Consider the following 20,587-nt stretch of genomic DNA (forward strand, 5'->3'; position numbering starts at 1 on the left):
CGCTAAGATGCTGCAGAATTCTAAGGCATTTTTTAACAATTCATCCGCGTAAAGATGACAAGCGACAGGTTTAAAGACGATGTTTGTAGTTCAAGTACTTATTTTTGACGGAGAACAGTCTATTATCTGATAACAATATACGGTCTCATCATCTCATAATCCTCGTGCTCCAAGATATGACAGTGCCATACATACAATCCTTCATAAGGACCAAACTTCATAATAATTCGAGTTACCTGGTTAGGATTAGCTCTTACTGTATCCTTCCATCCTCGTTCTTGTGGATCGGGAGGCATCGGAGGACCTGTATAATGGATAATTCTCTCCTTTTTATACTTCTCTACATCGAAATCTCTCCGGTCTAATATTTGAAAATCAATTAAGTGAAGATGAATAGGATGTGTATCCGTAGTTAAGTTAATTAGATACCATATTTCGGTAGATCCCAATTTTGGATTTTCTGTTATGGGGGCATCCCACTGTTTATTATCCAATAGCATGAATTCACGACCGTACTTATCCATATTATCATTTAATGTTAGGTATCGTATCTTTGAAGCTGACTGTTCTTTTATTTTGGGATGAGGCATCATATAAGCCGGAATAACACTCGTATCAACACTTGCCAGTGGAAGAGTCACTCTAAACTGCATTACAGCACTTGTATTTTCATCTACCGGATCTCCGGTTGGAAAAGGCGCGGGCGCATCATTTGTCATGATTATATTCTTGCCCTCAAGATTGGTAAAATCAATGATCACATCTGCTCGTTCTGCGGGTGCCAACATGATTTCTTTGACTCCTATCGGGTATTGCATGAAACCTCCATCCGTCGCGATTTGATAAATAAGTTGTCCGGAATCAAGTTTTAGCCTATAGAAACGAGTGTTGGATGCATTTAACAGCCTGAATCGATATTTACGGGGTTCCACTTTTAGATGCGGCCAAACTTTTCCGTTCACCAAAATGGCATCCCCAATAAATTCAGGAACTATCGACGTTTCTAATTCCGGAACTGGTTTTTCTGGCTGCTTTGGGTAATAAAGAGAACCATCTTTATTAAAAGTCTTGTCTTGTATCATAAGAGGGATCTCATATTCCCCACTTGGTAAATTCAATATACGTTCCCGTTGATCTCTGATAAGATAGAATCCTGCCAATCCAGCATACACATTGAGCCTCGTGATGCCAAGCGCATGGTCATGATACCATTGGGTGCAAGCTCGATTGTAATTATCATATCGATATATTTGTTTTCTAAAATAAGGACCAACTTGTTTGAATCCCTTTGTAAACCAAGCCTCCGGGTAGCCATCGCTTTCCCATTCAACACTAGCGCCATGTACGTGTACCACCGTTCGTACTTCCGGTACATCCACATGGGCGCCATGCACCGTATTGTCAACCGGCAAAAGATGCTTATCTGGAAGATTGTTAATCCATTTAATAAACACTTTTTCTCCGCTCTCTACTTCAATTGTGGGTCCTGGATAACTGCCTTCATAGCCCCATACAGTCGTGTCATTTAACTCACTATGAAATGAATGCTTAAATTCCGTCATATTCACTTCATAATAAGTATGAAACTGATCTTTCCGTAGAGCTTTTAAAATAGGGGGAATGGGGAGCTCATCTACAAATTTAGAGAGAATCATATTTCCGCTCCTTTAACACCTAATGATAATTTTACCTTCTTTCTTTCTAAAGGTTATAAATATTACAAGCCCCGTATGACAAATACAAATGGTTTTTGCAGTTCAAATAGTTCGATTGCTTGAGAAAATCACAGAAAACTTTCATGAGTTTTTACTCGCAACCCTTACATATCAACTAACTAGGTGTTGTTGTTTCCCCTATTTGGGAATATCATGAAAATCGAAAAAAGTTTTGAATTTTTAATTAATAGTCGATATAATGATTTCAACTCAGTTAACTGAGTTAATAAAGTTTAGAGGAGACGAGTTGAGCATGACTAGTATGAGCAGAGTAAAATTAGGGTATTTTGGGGAGTTTGGAGGAAGTTTTGTACCAAATGAACTTCAACATGTATTAAACCACTTAGAGGAACAATTTTTGAAATATAAGGATGATCCGGAATTCCAAGAAGAATTTGCGTTCTATCTTAAAGAATATATTGGCCGGGAAAATCCGCTTACTTTTGCAGAAAATTTAACAAAACAAATTGGCAGAGCGAAGATTTATTTAAAAAGAGAGGATTTAAATCATACCGGCGCTCACAAAATCAATAATGCAATCGGACAGATTCTATTAGCGAAACGAATGGGAGCGAAGCGGATTATTGCTGAAACAGGTGCAGGTCAGCATGGTGTCGCCACTGCTACTGCATGTGCCATGTTCGGAATGGAATGTGTGATTTATATGGGGAAAACAGACACAGAACGTCAAGCACTCAACGTGTTTCGAATGGAACTGCTGGGTGCGAAAGTAGTTCCGGTTGAAAAAGGGCAAGGGCGGCTAAAAGATGCTGTTGATGAAGCTTTAAATGACCTGGTTCAAAACTATCAAAATACGTTTTATTTATTAGGGTCGGCTGTAGGGCCACATCCATATCCAACCATGGTAAAACATTTTCAATCTGTGATAAGCCAAGAATCGAAACGGCAAATTCTCGAAAAAGAAGGGAAGCTCCCTGCTGCAGTAATCGCTTGTATTGGTGGAGGAAGCAATACTATTGGTGCGTTTGCCCACTATATTGATGAACCAAATGTCCGTTTAATCGGTGTCGAACCAAGTGAAGCTCCTACTTTAACTGAAGGGGTTCCAGCTGTAATTCATGGTTTTAAATGCTTAACGCTGCTGGACGAAAATGGGCAGCCTAAACCTACTCATTCCATTGCAGCTGGTTTGGATTATCCTGGTGTCGGACCGGAGCATAGCTATTTGAAAGCAACGGGAAGAGCTGAATATGTGACCGTTACTGGCCAAGAAGCGTTAGCAGCTTTTCAGTTGTTATCCAAAACAGAAGGAATTATCCCGGCTTTGGAAAGTTCCCATGCAATTGCCTATGCTATTAAATTGGCAAAAGAACTCTCCAAAGACGATGCCATAATAGTCAATTTATCCGGCCGCGGTGATAAAGACGTAGAACAAGTATTTAACATGATAAAAAAATAATTTTGTTTCATGACATACTGATAACACAAAAGCCGCCCGAATAGGCGGTTTTTTTGCATTTTCATTCCACAGAAAGACTGTTTTGCCTCCATCCAAATTCGTCAATGTACTTACAGGATTCAATAGCGGATGTATGACATTGGATTAAATGTGAATATTGATGATTTTTATGAGATTCGAACGACGCGTCCATTGAACTTTTGTTTCCAATAACCGTTTGACATATCAGCAATGGCTACACCGGTAGAGCTTTGTGATCCGATGAATTTCCCGTTTCCAATATAAATGCCAACGTGTCCATCCTTTTTATATGTATCAAAGAAAACGAGATCTCCCGGCTGCATTTCGTTTACTGAAATTTGACGCCCTGAATTTTTTAAGGAATCGGTACTGGAACCCACTTTGATGCCTGCTTGTGAAAATGCCCAATGAACGAAACCGGAGCAATCAAATCTTCCATTCGCAATATCATAGGCGGTTCTTCCGCCGCCAAAGACATAGACTGAATTTCCAATATATTTATAGCCTGCTGTAATGACACTGTTTTTGTTTCCATTCGTTCCTTGATTCGTATTCGGCGCAGCAGATACGTCTGTTGCTTTGGCCGAATTATCTAAAATTTGCTTGGAGACCGTAAGATGACTAGCTTTGATATGAGATTCAACCTTTAAAGCAATCTTTTTTTCTTCTTTTTTTGCAAGTTGTTCCTTTCTCAAATTGTATTGTTTTTGCTGCTCTTCGAGTTGAGCCTGCATTCCTTCATGCTCAGTTTTCTTTTCAGTCAAATCAGTAAGTTTGTGTTGTAATGAATCTTGTTTGTTTTTAAGATCCCTTTTTTCATCTTCGTACTGTTCCAAAAGCTCCTTGTCTGCTTGTGCAATCATAACCACTGCACCTGCCCGGTCTACAAAATCACTAAAGCTCTCAGAACCAAGCAGCACTTCCAAATAGCTGACATCACCACCGCCGCTTGCTTGATAAGAAATTGCACGTTCTTTTAATATTTCATTTCGTTTAGCGATTCTTTCTTCTAATTCAACAATCTCTTTTTTAAGCTGTTTGATTTCTGAAGTTGTTTCAATAATATCTGCTTCTGCTTGCACAATCATTTTTTTATTATCTCGTATTGCCTGATCGACTTTCTGTATTTGATAATTTATTCCCGAAAGCTCATTTTTAACTTGGGGAACTTCTTGATCTGACTTTGATATGATTGGTTGAACCTGTCCCTTCAATTCCGGTTTTAGATTTTCCAAGTAATTAACGGATTCTGCTTGTACAAGTGGATTCATAAATCCCATTGCAAGCATTATTGCCGTGCACAGCAGCATCATCATTTTTTTTATCAATCATTGCACCTACTTTCTCTTTTGTGAAAGCAAAAAGATTTACAGATTCATAGCCAACAAAAGTTAAAACACTCACCGAAATATCAAAATCCACAATCAATCATGATTCATTCACAAAAATTTTCAGACTGTTTTGTACTTTTTGAAGTATATCACTCTATTTTGTCATTACAGTAATAGGAACATTACAATTAGATTAAACCGTTCTTTGTTTTTTAAATGTGCCGAGGTTATTGATTACTTTTCGAAAAAAATTGACTTTGTTATAAAAAACACCTGAAAGCGCAAAATAAATTTGAATCAAATCGAAAGGAGGCAAAAAATTTGACAAACCGAAATGATAATCGGGAACGAAAAAATAAATACCCGAATAACCAAAAGCAAGAATCTGAATTCTCAAAAGAAACCAATATTCGAAGTGAGATCACAAAAAAAGATTTACAAAATAAATCAGAATAAAAAGAAAGGATCGATTGTCATTAATGAAACAATCGATCCTTTCTTATCTCTAACCATTGACTATATTAATATCTTATCATTTCTTCGCTAATCTCTCTTCTATATTGAATTGCAGAAAGAAATTTGAGTCCTCTTAGCTTTGGTATTTGCTCGTCAAGCATCAATGCAAAACAGTTACTTTTTCAAGTGTTCCAATTAAAACAGTTGGTTTAGTTCAATTGTTGAAAAAATAATTGCTGTATTTTCCTTAAAAAGTGAAAGTATTCCTTCTAACGTTTGTTTTGCGAAATCCGATCCAGCAGATAATGAGTACATATAGCACGACAACAGGAAGAGCAACTTCGATCCCAAATGTACCGCCCGTTATCCAAACACTGTCCGATTTTAACCTGAGCATCACAAGCGAAGAATGACTTCTGTCAGCCACAGGAGCAAATTGCACCATTTGGGAGTTCATAAAAAAGTTCCAAATGATATGCACCACGACTGCATTCCATACATTCCCCGTCTTATAAACAATAAGCGAAAACATAATGCCAACCAAGCTGCCAGCGATAAGTACCAAGCACACATCAACCAACTTCAGCCCATTCACAGTAAGTAAATGAAGGGCGCCGAACAAGATAGAAGTGATGCAAACGGCGGTAATCGCATTCCATTTGTCTTCGATTAGCTTAAACAAATATCCGCGGAACAAAATCTCTTCAATCACCCCGGCAGAGCATGCCATTATGAACGAGACAGTGATAAACGCTAACGCAGATTCAATATGAAAATGTTCTTGCTTTTCAAAAACGACGAATTGTGTGAGCAGATAAAATGCTATTACTGTAAGTGGCATTGCCAAGCCAACAAAGACCCATATTTTATCCGTCTCGAACAGTTTATGAATACGAAAGTATCCACTCGATTTTTTAAAGAACAGCCGCGCATACAACCATAGCAGTCCTACAGTAAATCCAATACGTAGAAGTTCTTTGACCGCAACCCGCATCGTACCGTTTTCAATCCCATCCGTCAAGGGATTCACAAAAATGGCAGCTAACAAAAACAAAATAATCAACATCAAACAATGTATAACAACCTTTCCCCAGTGCATGAGTAATAGCTCCTCCCTTTTTAAGGTTCGCGAAGCAATATCAAAGCTGGCAGCCTTAAAATGAATGCACAATGGCCCTATCGTTCACAATATACCGATTTACAAATCTTATAATATGTTTTTTGGGTTAGATATGTATATATACTCTAAAATGAAAAATAGTTTTGTAGATGTGCGTAAAGCTGTTCCGAAAATCTCCAAGTGCGTTGCCTGTTGGAAAATTGTGCAGAGCAATACGGGATGTTAAAAATAGACAAGAATGTACGAATAAGTCTTTTTTAGCGTCATTTGTAATAATGATCACATGATGAGGAACCTTTTCTAGATGCTTGTATATAAAATAACCAAAAGGATCGATTGTCATTAATGAAACAATCGATCCTTTCTTATCTCTCCATTGACCTAGTAAAATAATTTTATTCTTTTTCTGCACAAAAAAAATGTCTTAGATTCTTCTAAATTAGTGTCTTATCTTTCCTCTCTAATTTCTTTTCTATATTGAATCGCAGAAAGCAATTTGAGGCCTCTTAGCTTTGGTATTTGTTCGTCAAGCATATTCAGCGCTTCCGTTTTCTTTCCTTCGTGTACTCTTTCCTCTGCTTCAAGCCAAGTTCGATAAACCGGATCCTTTACTTTTGCTTTGTATTGCTGATAAGTACTGTGATCGCCTAGTTGAAGGGCAATGGCTGCACCATAATACCACTTATGAACGTTTTCTTTCATTTGCTGAAGCAGCTCTTTTGCTTCATTGTACCGTTTTTGTTTCGAAAGCAGGATCAAATAAGAAATTATTTTCAATTGACTTGAACGGATCCGAAGAAGTTCTTTTTCAGCCTTTGTTACATCATCATTAAATAAATGGTAAATAAACTGATAGTTCGCTTGTTTCGATTTTTTTAAGAAATTCATGATTTTGTTGACGTCTTTTTCAAAAAAGACAAGATAGTATGACCTGTAAAGCAGAGTTAAAGCAAAAGGAATAAACACTAACAGAAAAATCCATTGAGGAATATCAAAAACCCCCATTAAGAAGGATATTGCAAAAAGCAGTAAAAAGAGCCAAACCAATTCTAATCCCCCAATATCATTTTAATAGCATAAGAAAATCACTGGAACTTCTGATGATTTTCCTTTCTTCCAGATCCATATTCTGCGATTCAATTATTAAAACTTACCTTATCAAAGTGGTTATCTCTTCAGCAATTTCATTGATTGCAAGAATCACTTTCTTACACTCACTATTGCTATAAAGATTGTTCATTGCAGTTATGATTTCTTTTTCATCAGTCCAGTCTAGAATTTCATGGGTTCCAGAAAATATTCTTGTGTATGATGCCTCAGGCAGCTTGGATCTCGGGTTTATCTTTATTCCTTTTTCTTCTAACCTATTGAGGAATTCTATTCTTTTATCAGATTCAAGCGGTCCAACTTCTATAGTAAACTTTAAACGATTATCTTTCAAACGTTCAAACCACATTATCAAACAATTATTTAGCCACCAATTCCATCTAGGAATTCCGAAAGATTGCTCTAATACTCTGAATTCTGGCAAAATAAACGATGGCAAGCGATGGTGGACGTTGTAACATCCCTCTTGAATTCCCTGTTCCTTCATAAATTGTTCAAATGATTTTGCGAGTATTTCTTTTTCACCAGTATTTTCTGTATGAATCATTTCATCATCGGAATTTTGCCCATAAACAATCTCATGAATGGCTCCGGAAATGGCTGTGCAAATTGAGTAAAAATCCTCCTTATTGTAAAGCCGGTTCATTGCCTCTACAATTTCTTTTTTATCAGCCCAATTTTCAACTTTTATTGCTGAAGTATAGATTCTGGTGTACATAGCTCCTTGCTCTTTCGATTTTTCCTTTATTTTGACACCTTTCCTTTCCAGTGTATTGAGAAGTCTTAATCTCGCTTCATAATCCAATGGTCCAACCTCGACTGTAAGCTTCAATCTGTTGTCCCAAATCCGCTCAAACCAAATAATAAAGGCATTGTTCAACCACCATTCCTCTTTGGGAACACCTAATATTTCATCAAGCTGTCTCCATTCCGGAAAAATAAAGGAAGGTACTCTTATATGATCGCGCCAGCAATTATCAGGGATTTCATTTTGAAGAACAAACTCTAAGAAAGCTTCCCTGATTATACTGTTTCCGACCGTATATATAAAATTAATCGTTTCTTGATGGTCCAAATAAATTTTATCGATGGCGATTTTATCTTCAGGGCTGAGGGCCGCAACTTGTGTTAACACTTCGCTGCTAATAAACTTATCAGCCTTTTCATTGTGTACCGCATATAGAAAATCAATGGCATCTTTATGTTTTTTGTATATTTGAAGAGCTAATTCAATATCCTCTTCATCACGGATCAGCTCGTCTTCTAGTATAGAAATATAGTAGTTGATAAATTCTTTGATCGGATGAAAAATTTGATCTCCATTCACATCCATATATATTTTCAAAATATCTAAAATATCATGATAGTCCAAAATAAAGTACTCTTTGTTCGTAGGAACGGAGCTGTCCAAGCTTAAAAAGATAGGAATAATCGTATATCCGCTGTATTTTTGACGGACAAAGCTTAAGTAGTTATTTAACTGGCCATCGGACTCTGAAGACTTGTATTTATTTTCGATTAAAATAACAACTTTCTGTAATTCTGAAACTGCCAAAATATCTATACGTTTATTATTGGATGTTTGAACTTCGCGATATACTTCTAAATCATGAAACGAATGTTTGTGAAGCTGAATTAAATTGTACCTGCCCAGCAAATTCTCATTCTCTGCTTTGACAAACGTTTTTGCTAATAGTTTTTTCACAAAGAACGATCCGAGATTATGATTGTCATTTGGATTCAAAAGCCAAGAAAGAACATTTGAATGCCGAATCTCAAATTGATCGACACGCAATATTTTAAAAGGATTAAAACGGCTAAATTTACTATGTAATTTTTCAAATTCGAGAGAATTATCCAATAAAGATAAAATTTCATAGTTGTAGTCCATCATGTCTAAACCTTCCCTTATTCAAATTCGTCTATAAATGGGGTGCATTGCATCTAATATCCAATTCACCTTGAATCAAAATGAATTTTTTGAAATTATTACTTCGCCTTCCTCTCAAAATGTACATGCAGCCGGTATTCGCAAATTTGCTTCGTCCAATCATAAAGAATTTCTTCATCTTCTTTCAACACATCAAAATTTAACTGAAAAATCCCATTCTCAAAAGATACCAATCCTTTAGAACTGCTGCTCCATTTTGCCATCGGCATCGTTGCAATCAGTTTGCTGACAGCGTCTTCATTATATTCCCATAACCTTGTGGATGCTTTATCCGAAAAATCAATTCGTTTCCGGTATTCTTTTTCCATTAAATAATGGTGAAAAAATGGCGCCACTTCTACTGGACTGATTGGCTTATACCAATTTGAAGGACCACGCTCAAGCATACATAGTAAAACAATCATCTTATAGCTTTTTGACATCGAAGTTTTTTCGGCTTCAATCAGCCAATTTTCATATCGGCTAAAAACTTCCTTCTCCTTATCTGAAAGCTCATTTGCCCAATGCAGGAAACCAAAGAAAGTCTTAAATTCCTGCCGGTATTGAGCTGAATCTGAAGCTCCCTTCAAGTGAAGCTCCAAATAAGTTGGTCTTCTGCCCAACTCCTGTTTCAGCTTCATAAAGTCTTCGAACAGTTTTTCTCTTCTCGGCTGTCTTTTTCGAGCCATTTCTTCCAATAAGTTTATGACTTTAAGATCAAGATCGATTTCACAAAAATCCGGAACTTTCGGTACAATTCTTTTTGATTTTGTATCATTTGGTTCAGTATCAAATAAACTTAGCTTAATATCAGCATTTCGGTAGTTTCCTATAAGATCAATAATGACACAATGCTCTTTCCCCGGGTGCAGACGCAGTCCCCGGCCGATGTGCTGTGTAAAAACAGTTAATGATTCCGTCGGACGCACAAATAATAAAGTATCAACAGTTGGGATATCCACACCTTCATTAAATAAATCTACTGTAAAAATGACATCAAGTTCTCCAGCTTGAAAGATTTGGTAATGACATTTCCGGAGAGCGCAGAGCACACAAAATTTCATTTTGCTCATTATGAATGACCGCACCAACGACACGAACTGTTTTTTTCACGGCAACTTGCTCCTTTTTTATTGTCATTTTCTCGTTAATTTTAACAAACCATTTGAATGGATCGCCACAAGTTTATAAAGGATAATATTCTTTTGCTTCAATCACTAGACTTACTGGAAGTCCAAGTTCTCCTTCCTACTTTGTTCTAATTTTGAAAAACATTCATTAAAGTTGTTTAAAAAATTAGATTTAATAGTTATATTTGTATAGAAACATTTTGATTTTCTAAATTTACACCTGGAGGAAACAGATGAAAAAACTCACATTTTCATTAGAACAATTTGATCTGAAAAAATTTTTAGAAGAAACATCAAAACATGGGAAAAATATTTTAAATGTTCCTGTATTTGCAGTGGAAAATATTGAGGAATTTGATTTTGATGTTTGTGTTGAGGAATATGAAAATAGTAGTATTGATGTTTTTTATCAAGAATTGCTAAGTGGCAAATATCTTTTTGCTTCCTTTATTGATTGCGGTGTGAATTATCCGGATGTAGCATGTATAGACGGAAACGTATACTAAATGATTGGCGGAACAGGTCTTGCCAATAACGGTTTTAACATCAATTCCACCTTTTGCAGAATTTTTGACTTCTCCAGTTCGGTGAGAATTTCTGTTGATTTCAATTTTTGAATACACTGTCTGTATGTATTACCTTCTGGATAACGTTGTAAGTTGACACTCTCATGTATACAAAAATATAAAGCCAATTCATCACAACTTTCCTTTAACCATTGCAAACTTTCCTTCGCCTTGTCAATCAACTGCTGATCGAAATTATAAAGAAAAGCATACCATAAAATGAAAACAAATTCTTTCTCATTGATAGAGCTGTCTAAAAACTCCCATTCAACTTCTACAATTTGCTGTAAAGCTTCGCGAAGTTCATCCTCCATTCCGTATATAAGGAACAGCCTCAACAACTCATTAATTATTTCAGGATTATTTAAATATAAGACATTATCTAAAATATCTGTGTAAAAATGCTTTAAATGTTCAACAATCGAATCCTTTAATTTTGTAGTGGATAAAGTCATCAACAGGTTTAAAAACAAACTGTAAACACCATCAAACTCTGCTTCATAATTTTTAAAATCACCAGCTAATACTAGACCGATGATATCCCAGAAGAGCTTTCGCACTTCCGCATCTTCATGCAATAAAGGATTCGGATTATGCCCGAGTAATTCAAGAATATAAAAAACCTTTTCATAATCTTTATCCTCAAAAAGCTTCTTGCATGAAGCCAGCAAAAAAATTGCATCAACGACCGACGTTGACAAGCACCATTCATCAATGATGTCATATGTAACCCCGCCGCTTAGTTTTTCAATAAATTTCCTAACATCAATGTTTGTTTCCTTTTTTGGTGTTGACGTCAACTTTTCACGGAGCATTTGATTCTCTAGTTCCAGCTCCATCACTTGATGAAGCAGCTGATCCTTTTCTGCTGTCAGTTCATATATCTCCTTTTCATAAGACAGAATCAATTTAGAAATCTCGTTGTCTAAAATTTTCAAAATGTGTTCTTTGCCGGCCACTGATTCCACCTTGCCTCCTGCTGCATTTTAATAATCAAATTACTTGCCTTCGGAACTTAGAAATTGGCAAAAGCGTTATCATCAAATGAATAATGTTTCAATCCCGTTATAGTCAGTACTAAATCAATATCCTGCTGCATCGAGTAAAATTATATCGATAATTTTTATTTTAGAGATATCGTAATAAAAATAAATAGTTGAATTTTATTCCAAAATACACAACAAAAACACCATTGGTTTTACTTATACCAATGGTGTTTTCTATATACAAAAACCGATTATAAACAATTGAAAAATCTTATCCCTTTATACGACATAAATAGTTAATTATTACCGAATATGTATTAAATAAAGGATAGTTGATAAACAATAAAATTTACAATTTGATTAAAATTGGAAATGAATTGTTTTATAAAAAGATATAGTTGGCAATAATTTTTAGTAAATAAAGAAAATGATGACTAAGCATTATAGAAATTTCTACCTTGTAATAATATCAAAAATCGTCATCGATAGCAAGCACTTTTATAAGAAAATTTATTCTCTTTTTTAATATTTTGTTGATCTTACAAACTAACTGTTCTTTTTTCAAAAATCATAACCCTTACACCTAGATTCTTAGCACAACGAGAAAGTCCGTTGTGTTTTCTAGTTTTCAGTTCTATCGAATATCGGTGGATATAATCATTTTTTTGAAATTTAAAGAACTACTAAGGAGTTGGAAAAACATGTCTTTTATAAATAAAGTAAAGAAGTATCAAGAAAATAATGATGAGTTGAAATGGACTGGCACTTTTGCTGAATATTTGGAGTTAGTCAAAGAACGCCCTTACATTGCTCAAAACGCTCACTCCCGAATTTACAACATGATTATGTCAAGCGGAATATTAGAAAATAGCAGAGGTCAAAAAATATACAAATTCTTCAATGATGAAATTTATGGATTAGAACATGTTTTTGAACGCTTGGTTGAAGATTATTTCAAACCCGCCGCATTCGGTTTAGATGTAAAAAAACGCCTTCTATTATTAATGGGTCCTGTCAGCGGCGGTAAAAGCAGCATTGTGACATTATTGAAAAAAGGTTTAGAAGCTTATACACGAACAGAAGAAGGTGCTGTCTATGCGATTAAAGGTTGTCCAATGAATCAAGAGCCTCTTTTACTTTTACCTCATCATTTACGGAAAGAATTCGAACAAGAAATGAATATTAAAATCGAAGGAGAACTAAATCCATATACCCTAGCAATGGTAAAAGAAAAATACAACGGAAAAATCTTAGATGTAGAAGTCGAACGAATTTTCTTTTCTGAAAAAGAACGAGTAGGGATTGGCACTTTTTCACCTTCTGACCCTAAGTCACAAGATATTTCCGAGTTAATTGGCAGCATTGACTTTTCAACCGTCACAACATATGGGTCAGAATCAGACCCAAGAGCATATCGTTTTGACGGAGAATTAAACATTTCCAATCGAGGGTTAATGGAGTTTCAAGAAATATTAAAATGCGACGAAAAATTTTTATGGCATCTATTGTCCTTGACACAAGAAGGGAATTTCAAAGCCGGACGTTTCTCTCTCATTCATGCTGATGAATTAATTATTGCTCATACCAATGAAACAGAATATCGCTCGTTTGTTGAAAACAAAAAAAATGAAGCTCTCATCTCACGTATGATTGTTGTGAAAGTCCCATACAACTTATCCATAAACGAAGAACAACGCATTTATCTTAAAGCAATTAAACATCCTAATTTAAATGTAGAGTTTTCGCCAAATGCATTAGAAGCCGTTTCTAGTTTCAGCATTTCAACACGGTTGGAACACAAAAACGAAACGATTCCCACGGATGTTCGTCTACAAGTATACAATCATGAAGAAAATAAAAAAACAACATTTAAAGATATCCAGAGACAATATCCTAGAGATGGAATGTTTGGCATCGACCCTCGTTATATCATCAATCGCATCTCTAGCAGCATCATTTGCCAGAATGGAATTGTCGATGAATTTCATCTGTTAGAATCCATTTTAGATGGATTATACGAATTACCTGGTTTAAAAAAGGACGAAAAAGAATTCTACGAAAAATTGGCACAAAACACCATTAAAAAATATGAAGAGAAATTAAAAGAAACGTTTACTAACCTTATCTTTTCTTACAACGAAGACTTTGCTCAATCTTTTGCAGCCAATTATTTCAAAGAACTTGTTAAATTTATTGAAAACGGTGAAGGCGACGAAAAAATCTTAAAAGAAATTGAAGATATTATCGGCATTTCCAATGTAGAAAGAAGAGAATTTCGCGAAGAAATTTATCGTAAAACTGAAAACATGAAAAAACAAGGAAATAACGATATGGCGTATTATAAATTACTAAGCCCTATTAAATCAGGCGTTGAGAAATTAGTATTGGAACAAACCATGAAATTTCTATCTACTGATTCTAACAAACTGTATGATATTGCTGAAAAATACAGCAAAGAAAAGAACTGTTCATTAGACATGGCAATGAACCTATTGAATCGTTTTTGTGCCATGACCGGAATGAGTTGACCATTTTGAAATAAAAAGGTGAGGTAAATGATTAGCAAAAAAAATTGGAGTCATTATCAAAATCCCCATTTCGACCAAATAAAACACGAACGTAAAATAAAAAAAGCCATTCAAGAAAACCTCTCCGACATGATCGGAGAGGAATCAATTTTGATTTCTGGAGAAAAGAGCATTAAAAAAATTCCGATTAAATACATTCGGCAGCCAAAAATCCAATATGCTTTTGATTCGAAAAATCAAATCGGAATGGGCAATGGTAATGCCAAAGTGGGAGATTCATTTTCAATAAACGAAAACAATCTTGTAGGTTCAGGTTCAGGAGCAAGCGATAAATCAGGAATTGATTGGTATGAAATCGAAATGAATTTTGAAGAAATCGAAGAAAGTTTATTTGACGAATTGGAATTGCCTCTTATTGAAAAAAAAGAACTAGTAAATCAAATCTTAACTGAGTCTTTTGATTTCAAAGATGTCCGTTCTCACGGGCTGCAAAATAACATTGATAAAAAGCGGACATTACTACGTAATTTAAAACGAAATGCCATGAAAGGAAATCCTGTATTCGGACAAATAACAAAGGAAGATATCGTATATAAATCATGGGTGGAAAATGTAAAAGAACTAGGCAACGCTGTGATTTTTGCGCTAATGGATATTTCTGGGAGTATGGGAGTTTTTGAAAAGAGCGTAGCTCGAAATTTCTATTTTTTGGTCAAACGTTTTTTAGAAACCAAATATAAACAGGTGGAAATCATCTACATTGGCCATCACTCAGAAGCAAAAGTATTAACAGAAGATCAATTTTTTCTCAAAGGAGAAGCAGGAGGAACCATTTGTTCAAGTGCTTACCGATTAATGAATGAAATCATTCAAGAAAAGTACCCTCCTGAATCCTATAATATATTTGGATTTCATGTAAGCGATGGAGACAACTTATCCACTGATAACCCTGCCTGTAAAAGACTGATTGAAAAACTTTGCAAAGACATCGTCATGTTTGGATATGTTGAAATAAACCCCAACCAACGCCCCTCCACGCTTAACAATGTTTATAAAGAGTTGAAGTCGTTAGATAATTTACAACAAGTTCAAATCGTAGAAAAAAACCAAGATATATATCAAGCATTGAAACTCTTTTTTTCCAAAAACAAACAAAGGGGAAGCTCAAAATGAATAATTCATTGAGTGAATTAGTAAAGTCCAAAAACCAAATTCATCAATTAGCAAATGATTTCGGTTTGGATTATTATGAGATGATTTACGAAATTGTACCAAGCGATATCATGTATGCGTTAAGCTCCTACGGAATGCCTTATCGTTTTTCACATTGGAGTTTTGGAAAAAAATTTGACAGACAACAAAAAATGAGAAAGTTAGGTTTGATGAAAATTTACGAATTAGTCTTCAATACAAACCCATGTTATGCTTATTTGTTAGAAGACAATAGCTTATTAGAAAATAAATTGATTATCGCTCATGTCTTGGCACACTCCGATTTTTTTAAAAATAATTTTACATTCCAATCAACGGATAAACATATGATACACATCATGAAACGTCATGCAGAAATTATTCAAGAATATGAAAAAGAATATGGAGAAGAAATCGTAGAAAAAACATTAGATGCCGCTCTTTCTATCGAAGAACATATTCCTATATTAGAGACACTTATTAAGGATAGCCCCCATATGGATGATTGGCAACGGAATATTTTTAAGATTGTCAAATTGGAAATACAATACTTTTTTCCTCAAATACGCACAAAAATTATCAACGAAGGGTGGGCAACCTATTGGCATACAAGAATAATGCGAGAACTAAATATAGATGCCAAGGAAATCTTAGATTACACCAAAATGCATGCAGGAGTTGTCAAAGCGAATCCAACATCATTAAATCCTTATCTTTTAGGATACAAGATGTTCCAACGCATTGAAGAATTATATGGAATAGAAAAGTTATTTGAGGTGAGAAGCGAATGCCACGACGTATCTTTTATTCGTCAATATTTTGATGAAGCAGTGGCAGAAAGATGTAATATGTATTTATATGACTCCGATTATCACGATGGAACCATTACAACTATGGACGCAGAGAAGATTAAAAATCAACTCCTAAAAGACCTTGTTAACGGTGGATTTCCTTATATCGAAGCATCATTTGAAGAAGATGGATTTCACTTATATCATGCATACGAAGGACGACCATTAGATGTTAGTCAATGTGAAAAAGTATTACATTTGTTAGAGCCTTTTATTCAACAACCTGTATTCCTTCATACGAAAAATGCGATTTTCCAAGATATTGTCTACACATTAGAAAAAGAATCCTTTGAATTTTCCTTTAATCAAAAATTTACTGCGTCAATCACAGACGATAATCAATTTAATCATACCTTCTTTAATTAAAAGTGTATTCATTCGTATACACTTTTTTCTTTTTTTGTAAAATAATGATTGACTTTTTCTTGTAATAAAATTCATTAAACTAACACGTTCACATTTGAAAAACAAATATTATATTTAACCAATAAATGTTTGTGGCAATCTAATAATGTAGTCTTTGGAAATTAATTTTATTCTGCCCTAGGCATTGTGCAAATTAAAAACCACTTGCCAACAATCCCTTAATACATTCCCATCCTAGTTGGACAAGTTTTCAACGAGAGGTATTTTAGAAGATATTAGTAGTTGCTGAAATCAATTATGTCAGATACTGTTTTAACTCCTCCATGTATGGTATTGAAACACCCAACTCTCGGGCAGAATCCAGGATATGGTTGTAATTATACCGACACTCCTCCACACTGTTAGCGGCATGGGCAGTAAAGCGCTGCATCGATTTGTTAAATTTATACAACAGCCTAAAAATTGGAATGAAGAACCATACAGGCATCTTTAATGAACTGGTCTCGGGTATATCTTTTAACGAAACCCCGCGCCGCTCACACAACTTTAATGCTTCTTGCGTTGCATAATAAGCTTTTTTCAATAGTTGTCGATCTTTTAAGAAATCACGAATATTTTTATATTTTAAAAATGCGCACTAAATGCCTACAGACATCGCGTTGTGGGCCCAAATCCAATGCAATATGTTATAAGGGATGTCTGGTTTGATATCGGCTTTGTCAAAGATCATACTAATTTCCTCCAACAATGGAATCTGACAATCCTCAAGTGCGCCGATATGCACAGTGCCGCCCAAGCGGTTAGAAGTCTTATGGCTTCATTTTTAAGATTGATACTTGCGTTAATATCTCGATTATGATGGGTTCCGCAAGAAGGGCAGTCCCATTCACGCAATCCCAGATTTTTAACGTCTTTGTTTTGATAGCCGCAAAAAGAACAAAGCTGACTGGAAGGAAAGTTTTTTGCAACGGCCACAACTTGTTTGCCATACCATTTTGCTTTATATTCAATCATGCTTTTAAATTGTGACCATGATACTTCGTTAATGGCTTTTGCAAGATGACGATTCTTTAGCATATTGGATATAGACATGTCTTCCATACCGATAATATCGTGGTTTTTGACTATTTCGGTTGAAACCTTGTCTAAAAAATCTTTTCTTGCATTGGCTATTTTTTCGTGTATGCGGGCGACTTTCTTTTTAGCTTTATACCAATTTGCACCGCCAACAGTTCGTCTACTCATAATCCGTTGTGCCTTTGCTAATTTTTCCTCTAAGGAGCGGAAAAATTTTGGATTGGAGTACTTTGTTCCGTCTGAAAGGATAGCAAAATCTTTAATTCCTACGTCAACCCCAATAGCTGAACGGGTTTTTGGCCATTCAGATACTTCTGCCTCCGTTCCCAGCGAAACAAAAGTAATTGCCCGAAGAATTACGCCGTATTGTTGCATTAAGGATACGTCCTTCTACTTTGCGGCTTTTGGCAAAACGAACAAGTCCAAGTTTAGGAAGTTTCATATAGTTGCCTTCAACAGCTATATTTCCATTTACATGTTTCGTTGTGTAAGATTGAACTGGATTCTTTTTAGACTTAAATCGAGGTTGTTTGTTTTGTTTGTTGTAGTATCGAACATAAGAGTCAGCAAGATTTTCAACTGATTTTTGCAACGCAATACTATCTACTTCCTTCAAAAATTTATACTGTTTTTTTAATTCGGGAAGTGATTTAATGGTTTCTTTCTTGTTGAAGTATTCACCCTTCCAATTATTCTTTGGAAGCTGACCATTTTGAACCATTTCTTCGCAAATATGCCAGTAAGCGTCCTTTGCTTTCTGCTTAGCTAGAAAGAAGTTAAAAACGAACCTTGAACAGCCAATCGTTTTGTTAATGAGTTCCATTTGTTTTTTGTTTGGATAGATACGAAATTTATAGGCTTTGTGAACGATCATGACGTTCTCCTCACTTTAATCAAGAACATTTGTTCCTATTATAGCATAGTGAGGAAGGTTTTGGCTATTGCCAACCGACATTCATCACCCACTTACTCATTGGGCTTCGCCCTTCCCATTCCTTGAAATGGGGTCTTCTGTCGGGAAATGATAAAGCTGGTAATCTTCCACTTTGCAACATCAAAAACCAACAGATCAAAGGAAAAGATTATTCAACCAGATCAAAGGAAAAGATTATTCAACGAAAAATAAACCGCACCAAATGTTGATTTGACGCGGTTTCCTGAGGTAAGTTGATTCCGAGTAAACTCATTATTATTTAACCATGTAAACTTCCCTTCAACCAAGGGCGATGTCGATAAGGGCCAATCGGGATTTGGATTAGGCTCGTTTTTCTTTGTGAATCCATCTTATAAATTTCATCACACAAGTTCGCATCAAACCCGAGGAGTGGGTGCCCCCCCATCCCGAGGGCTGACGCCGCTAACAGCAACCGTTGCACGAGCATACCGGCTTCCATTTGCTGGATTCGGTATCCTCTGTATCCAAGTTCCGTTTTGAAGTAATCCTTGTCTCCTGCCACATGCAGGCAGAGTGGTACTTGAATCAAATTTACATTATCAAGTGACATTCCGTATTGCAGCCGTAGTCGATGATCTCCGGGATGAATCTGTTGCAGCGCATGTGCAGTACTGTCATAGTGATATGCACCATCCGTAATGCCTTCTACATTGTATATACAGCCATATAGTGAGACGCGGGGCTCGTGCTTCTTATGTGCTCCATCCAAATCATTTCGATATGAGAAGGAAGCCGTTGCCTCTTGCAGCAGAGTGGCCAGTTTCAGTTGACTTACCTTTCCCAAAACGAAATCCATGTCCGGTGAATATCGTTTTCGGCAGACCGATGCCAGATCATACAACAACCGATTCACATGAGGCAGAGCTGTCTCTTGCCCCTCAACAGTTATACTCTCCTTTGCCTTGATCTGTCGAAACGATCGCGTTGATTCCAGCATAGATGCTTCATTCAACTTGGTTAACATCGGATACTCTTTGATCCTCCGTGACCGGACGTAGTGATGATGCTGAATCGCTGTCAATTCTCGGCACAATTCGGCGGCAGAGGCAATCCCGTCAATGTCTCTCCCGTTAGAAAACCAGCTTGTAGGTTCCACCGATAGCGGGATCACCGCATACACGCTCTCCTCCTGTTCGGATATCCCAAGCAGATGGTTGATGGCCCGATCAAGAAATTGAAAGTACACCCCCGATGCGAAGCCAAACCGTTTCGCCACTTCCAGCAACTGTCCAATCAGTACTCCGGCATCCAACCCTTGTAGACGGTAGGCAAGGTTATTGTATTTAAAGAAATTTTTCCAAAACATGGTCGACACAAAAACAGTGCCAAAACAAGAGGTCACTTCAAAGCGGTTGCCAAGAGCCCTGGCTATATATGAATCGAAATTGCCTTCTCGCAGCAATACTAAGCGGTGGTGTGCCACATCATAATGGTACACCCCGGCTGGCAAATCCTCGATTTTCAGATACACGTACACTTCGTTTGGATACAATGCACCACCGGAAGGAGCAAACCGCCGGTAAGACTGCATGAGGTCTGCCGCTTGTTCTATGGGATCCAATGGAAAGACTGACTGAGAAAATTGAGTAAGGCCGTAAACATACCAGAGAAAATGACCGATTCTGCGTAGATCAGGCTTTGCGGGTGGTTCATATCCTTCAAGTGTCAGCGGTACTTCAAGCGACAATGGAACTGTTGGCAGACCACGGTAGAGCTTATAAGCAAGCGGTGCATCTTCCCAATCCACTTCCCAGTCCGGCGGGCTTGCCTTTTCAATGTCAAAATGTAGATTGTATAATAATTCCTCTAGACTCATCCTCCAACCTCCTAGTTACCG

General features: G+C 36.3%; 13 protein-coding genes and 3 pseudogenes. 6 read left to right on the forward strand and 10 right to left on the reverse strand.

Going from position 1 to position 20,587, the window contains the following annotated elements:
- Window positions 1–122 precede the first annotated feature (122 nt).
- On the reverse strand, window positions 123–1,655 hold the full coding sequence (locus tag BMMGA3_RS08770) for a multicopper oxidase family protein (protein ID WP_004434443.1): 1,533 nt from the start codon (window positions 1,653–1,655) through the stop codon (window positions 123–125).
- Between the two features lie 313 nt (window positions 1,656–1,968).
- Between BMMGA3_RS08770 and trpB the strand changes: the two genes are divergently transcribed.
- Entirely contained in the window at window positions 1,969–3,135 is a 1,167-nt protein-coding gene (trpB, locus tag BMMGA3_RS08775; protein WP_004434444.1) for a tryptophan synthase subunit beta, read from the forward strand.
- A gap of 167 nt (window positions 3,136–3,302) precedes the next feature.
- Here the strand turns inward: trpB and BMMGA3_RS08780 are convergent, their stop codons facing one another.
- On the reverse strand, window positions 3,303–4,484 hold the full coding sequence (locus BMMGA3_RS08780; RefSeq protein ID WP_004434447.1) for a C40 family peptidase: 1,182 nt from the start codon (window positions 4,482–4,484) through the stop codon (window positions 3,303–3,305).
- 324 nt (window positions 4,485–4,808) lie between these two features.
- Between BMMGA3_RS08780 and BMMGA3_RS18400 the strand changes: the two genes are divergently transcribed.
- Window positions 4,809–4,943, forward strand: a complete 135-nt coding sequence (locus BMMGA3_RS18400) for a hypothetical protein (protein ID WP_004434451.1) — start codon at window positions 4,809–4,811, stop codon at window positions 4,941–4,943.
- Window positions 4,944–5,190: 247 nt separating this feature from the next.
- Here BMMGA3_RS18400 and BMMGA3_RS08785 read toward each other — a convergent pair whose 3' ends face one another.
- From BMMGA3_RS08785 to BMMGA3_RS18405, 5 genes and pseudogenes are all read right to left on the reverse strand, one after another.
- Entirely contained in the window at window positions 5,191–6,042 is an 852-nt protein-coding gene (locus BMMGA3_RS08785) for a CPBP family intramembrane glutamic endopeptidase (protein ID WP_004434453.1), read from the reverse strand.
- Window positions 6,043–6,510: 468 nt separating this feature from the next.
- Entirely contained in the window at window positions 6,511–7,110 is a 600-nt protein-coding gene (locus BMMGA3_RS08790; RefSeq protein ID WP_004434455.1) for a hypothetical protein, read from the reverse strand.
- A 103-nt stretch (window positions 7,111–7,213) separates the two neighbouring features.
- Window positions 7,214–9,061, reverse strand: a complete 1,848-nt coding sequence (locus BMMGA3_RS08795; RefSeq protein WP_034669346.1) for a PDDEXK-like family protein — start codon at window positions 9,059–9,061, stop codon at window positions 7,214–7,216.
- 98 nt (window positions 9,062–9,159) lie between these two features.
- Window positions 9,160–10,119 (reverse strand): annotated as a pseudogene (locus tag BMMGA3_RS08800) (helicase-related protein); the annotation flags it as partial.
- Window positions 10,115–10,213 (reverse strand): annotated as a pseudogene (locus BMMGA3_RS18405) (8-oxo-dGTP diphosphatase MutT); the annotation flags it as partial. The pseudogenes BMMGA3_RS08800 and BMMGA3_RS18405, both read right to left, overlap by 5 nt.
- Window positions 10,214–10,463: 250 nt before the next feature.
- Between BMMGA3_RS18405 and BMMGA3_RS08805 the strand changes: the two are divergent.
- On the forward strand, window positions 10,464–10,736 hold the full coding sequence (locus tag BMMGA3_RS08805) for a hypothetical protein (RefSeq protein ID WP_004434463.1): 273 nt from the start codon (window positions 10,464–10,466) through the stop codon (window positions 10,734–10,736).
- On the opposite strand, the gene BMMGA3_RS08810 is transcribed toward BMMGA3_RS08805, so the two are convergent.
- Window positions 10,733–11,764 (reverse strand): hypothetical protein, encoded by a 1,032-nt coding sequence (locus BMMGA3_RS08810; RefSeq protein WP_034669211.1) that lies wholly within the window; start codon window positions 11,762–11,764, stop codon window positions 10,733–10,735. The genes BMMGA3_RS08805 and BMMGA3_RS08810 overlap by 4 nt on opposite strands.
- A 719-nt stretch (window positions 11,765–12,483) precedes the next feature.
- Here BMMGA3_RS08810 and BMMGA3_RS08815 point away from each other — a divergent pair.
- Genes BMMGA3_RS08815 through BMMGA3_RS08825 form a run of 3 tightly spaced genes read left to right on the forward strand, consistent with a single transcriptional unit; the run spans window position 12,484 to window position 16,718 of the window.
- On the forward strand, window positions 12,484–14,310 hold the full coding sequence (locus BMMGA3_RS08815; protein ID WP_004434467.1) for a protein PrkA: 1,827 nt from the start codon (window positions 12,484–12,486) through the stop codon (window positions 14,308–14,310).
- 27 nt (window positions 14,311–14,337) lie between these two features.
- Complete coding sequence (locus tag BMMGA3_RS08820; RefSeq protein WP_004434469.1) at window positions 14,338–15,483, forward strand: YeaH/YhbH family protein; 1,146 nt, start codon at window positions 14,338–14,340, stop codon at window positions 15,481–15,483.
- Window positions 15,480–16,718, forward strand: coding sequence for a SpoVR family protein (locus tag BMMGA3_RS08825; protein ID WP_004434471.1), 1,239 nt, complete (start codon window positions 15,480–15,482; stop codon window positions 16,716–16,718). Before BMMGA3_RS08820 ends, BMMGA3_RS08825 begins: the two co-directional genes overlap by 4 nt.
- 726 nt (window positions 16,719–17,444) lie before the next feature.
- Here the strand turns inward: BMMGA3_RS08825 and tnpB are convergent.
- Both tnpB and BMMGA3_RS08835 read right to left on the reverse strand, forming a co-directional pair.
- Window positions 17,445–18,669: pseudogene (tnpB, locus tag BMMGA3_RS08830) on the reverse strand (IS200/IS605 family element RNA-guided endonuclease TnpB).
- A 319-nt stretch (window positions 18,670–18,988) separates the two neighbouring features.
- Window positions 18,989–20,566: a SagB family peptide dehydrogenase gene (locus tag BMMGA3_RS08835; RefSeq protein ID WP_004434478.1), complete on the reverse strand. Its 1,578-nt coding sequence runs from the start codon at window positions 20,564–20,566 to the stop codon at window positions 18,989–18,991.
- Between the last annotated feature and the right edge of the window lie 21 nt (window positions 20,567–20,587).

It is taken from the genome of Bacillus methanolicus MGA3 (assembly GCF_000724485.1).
In the GTDB taxonomy this organism is placed as follows: domain Bacteria; phylum Bacillota; class Bacilli; order Bacillales; family Cytobacillaceae; genus Bacillus_Z; species Bacillus_Z methanolicus_A.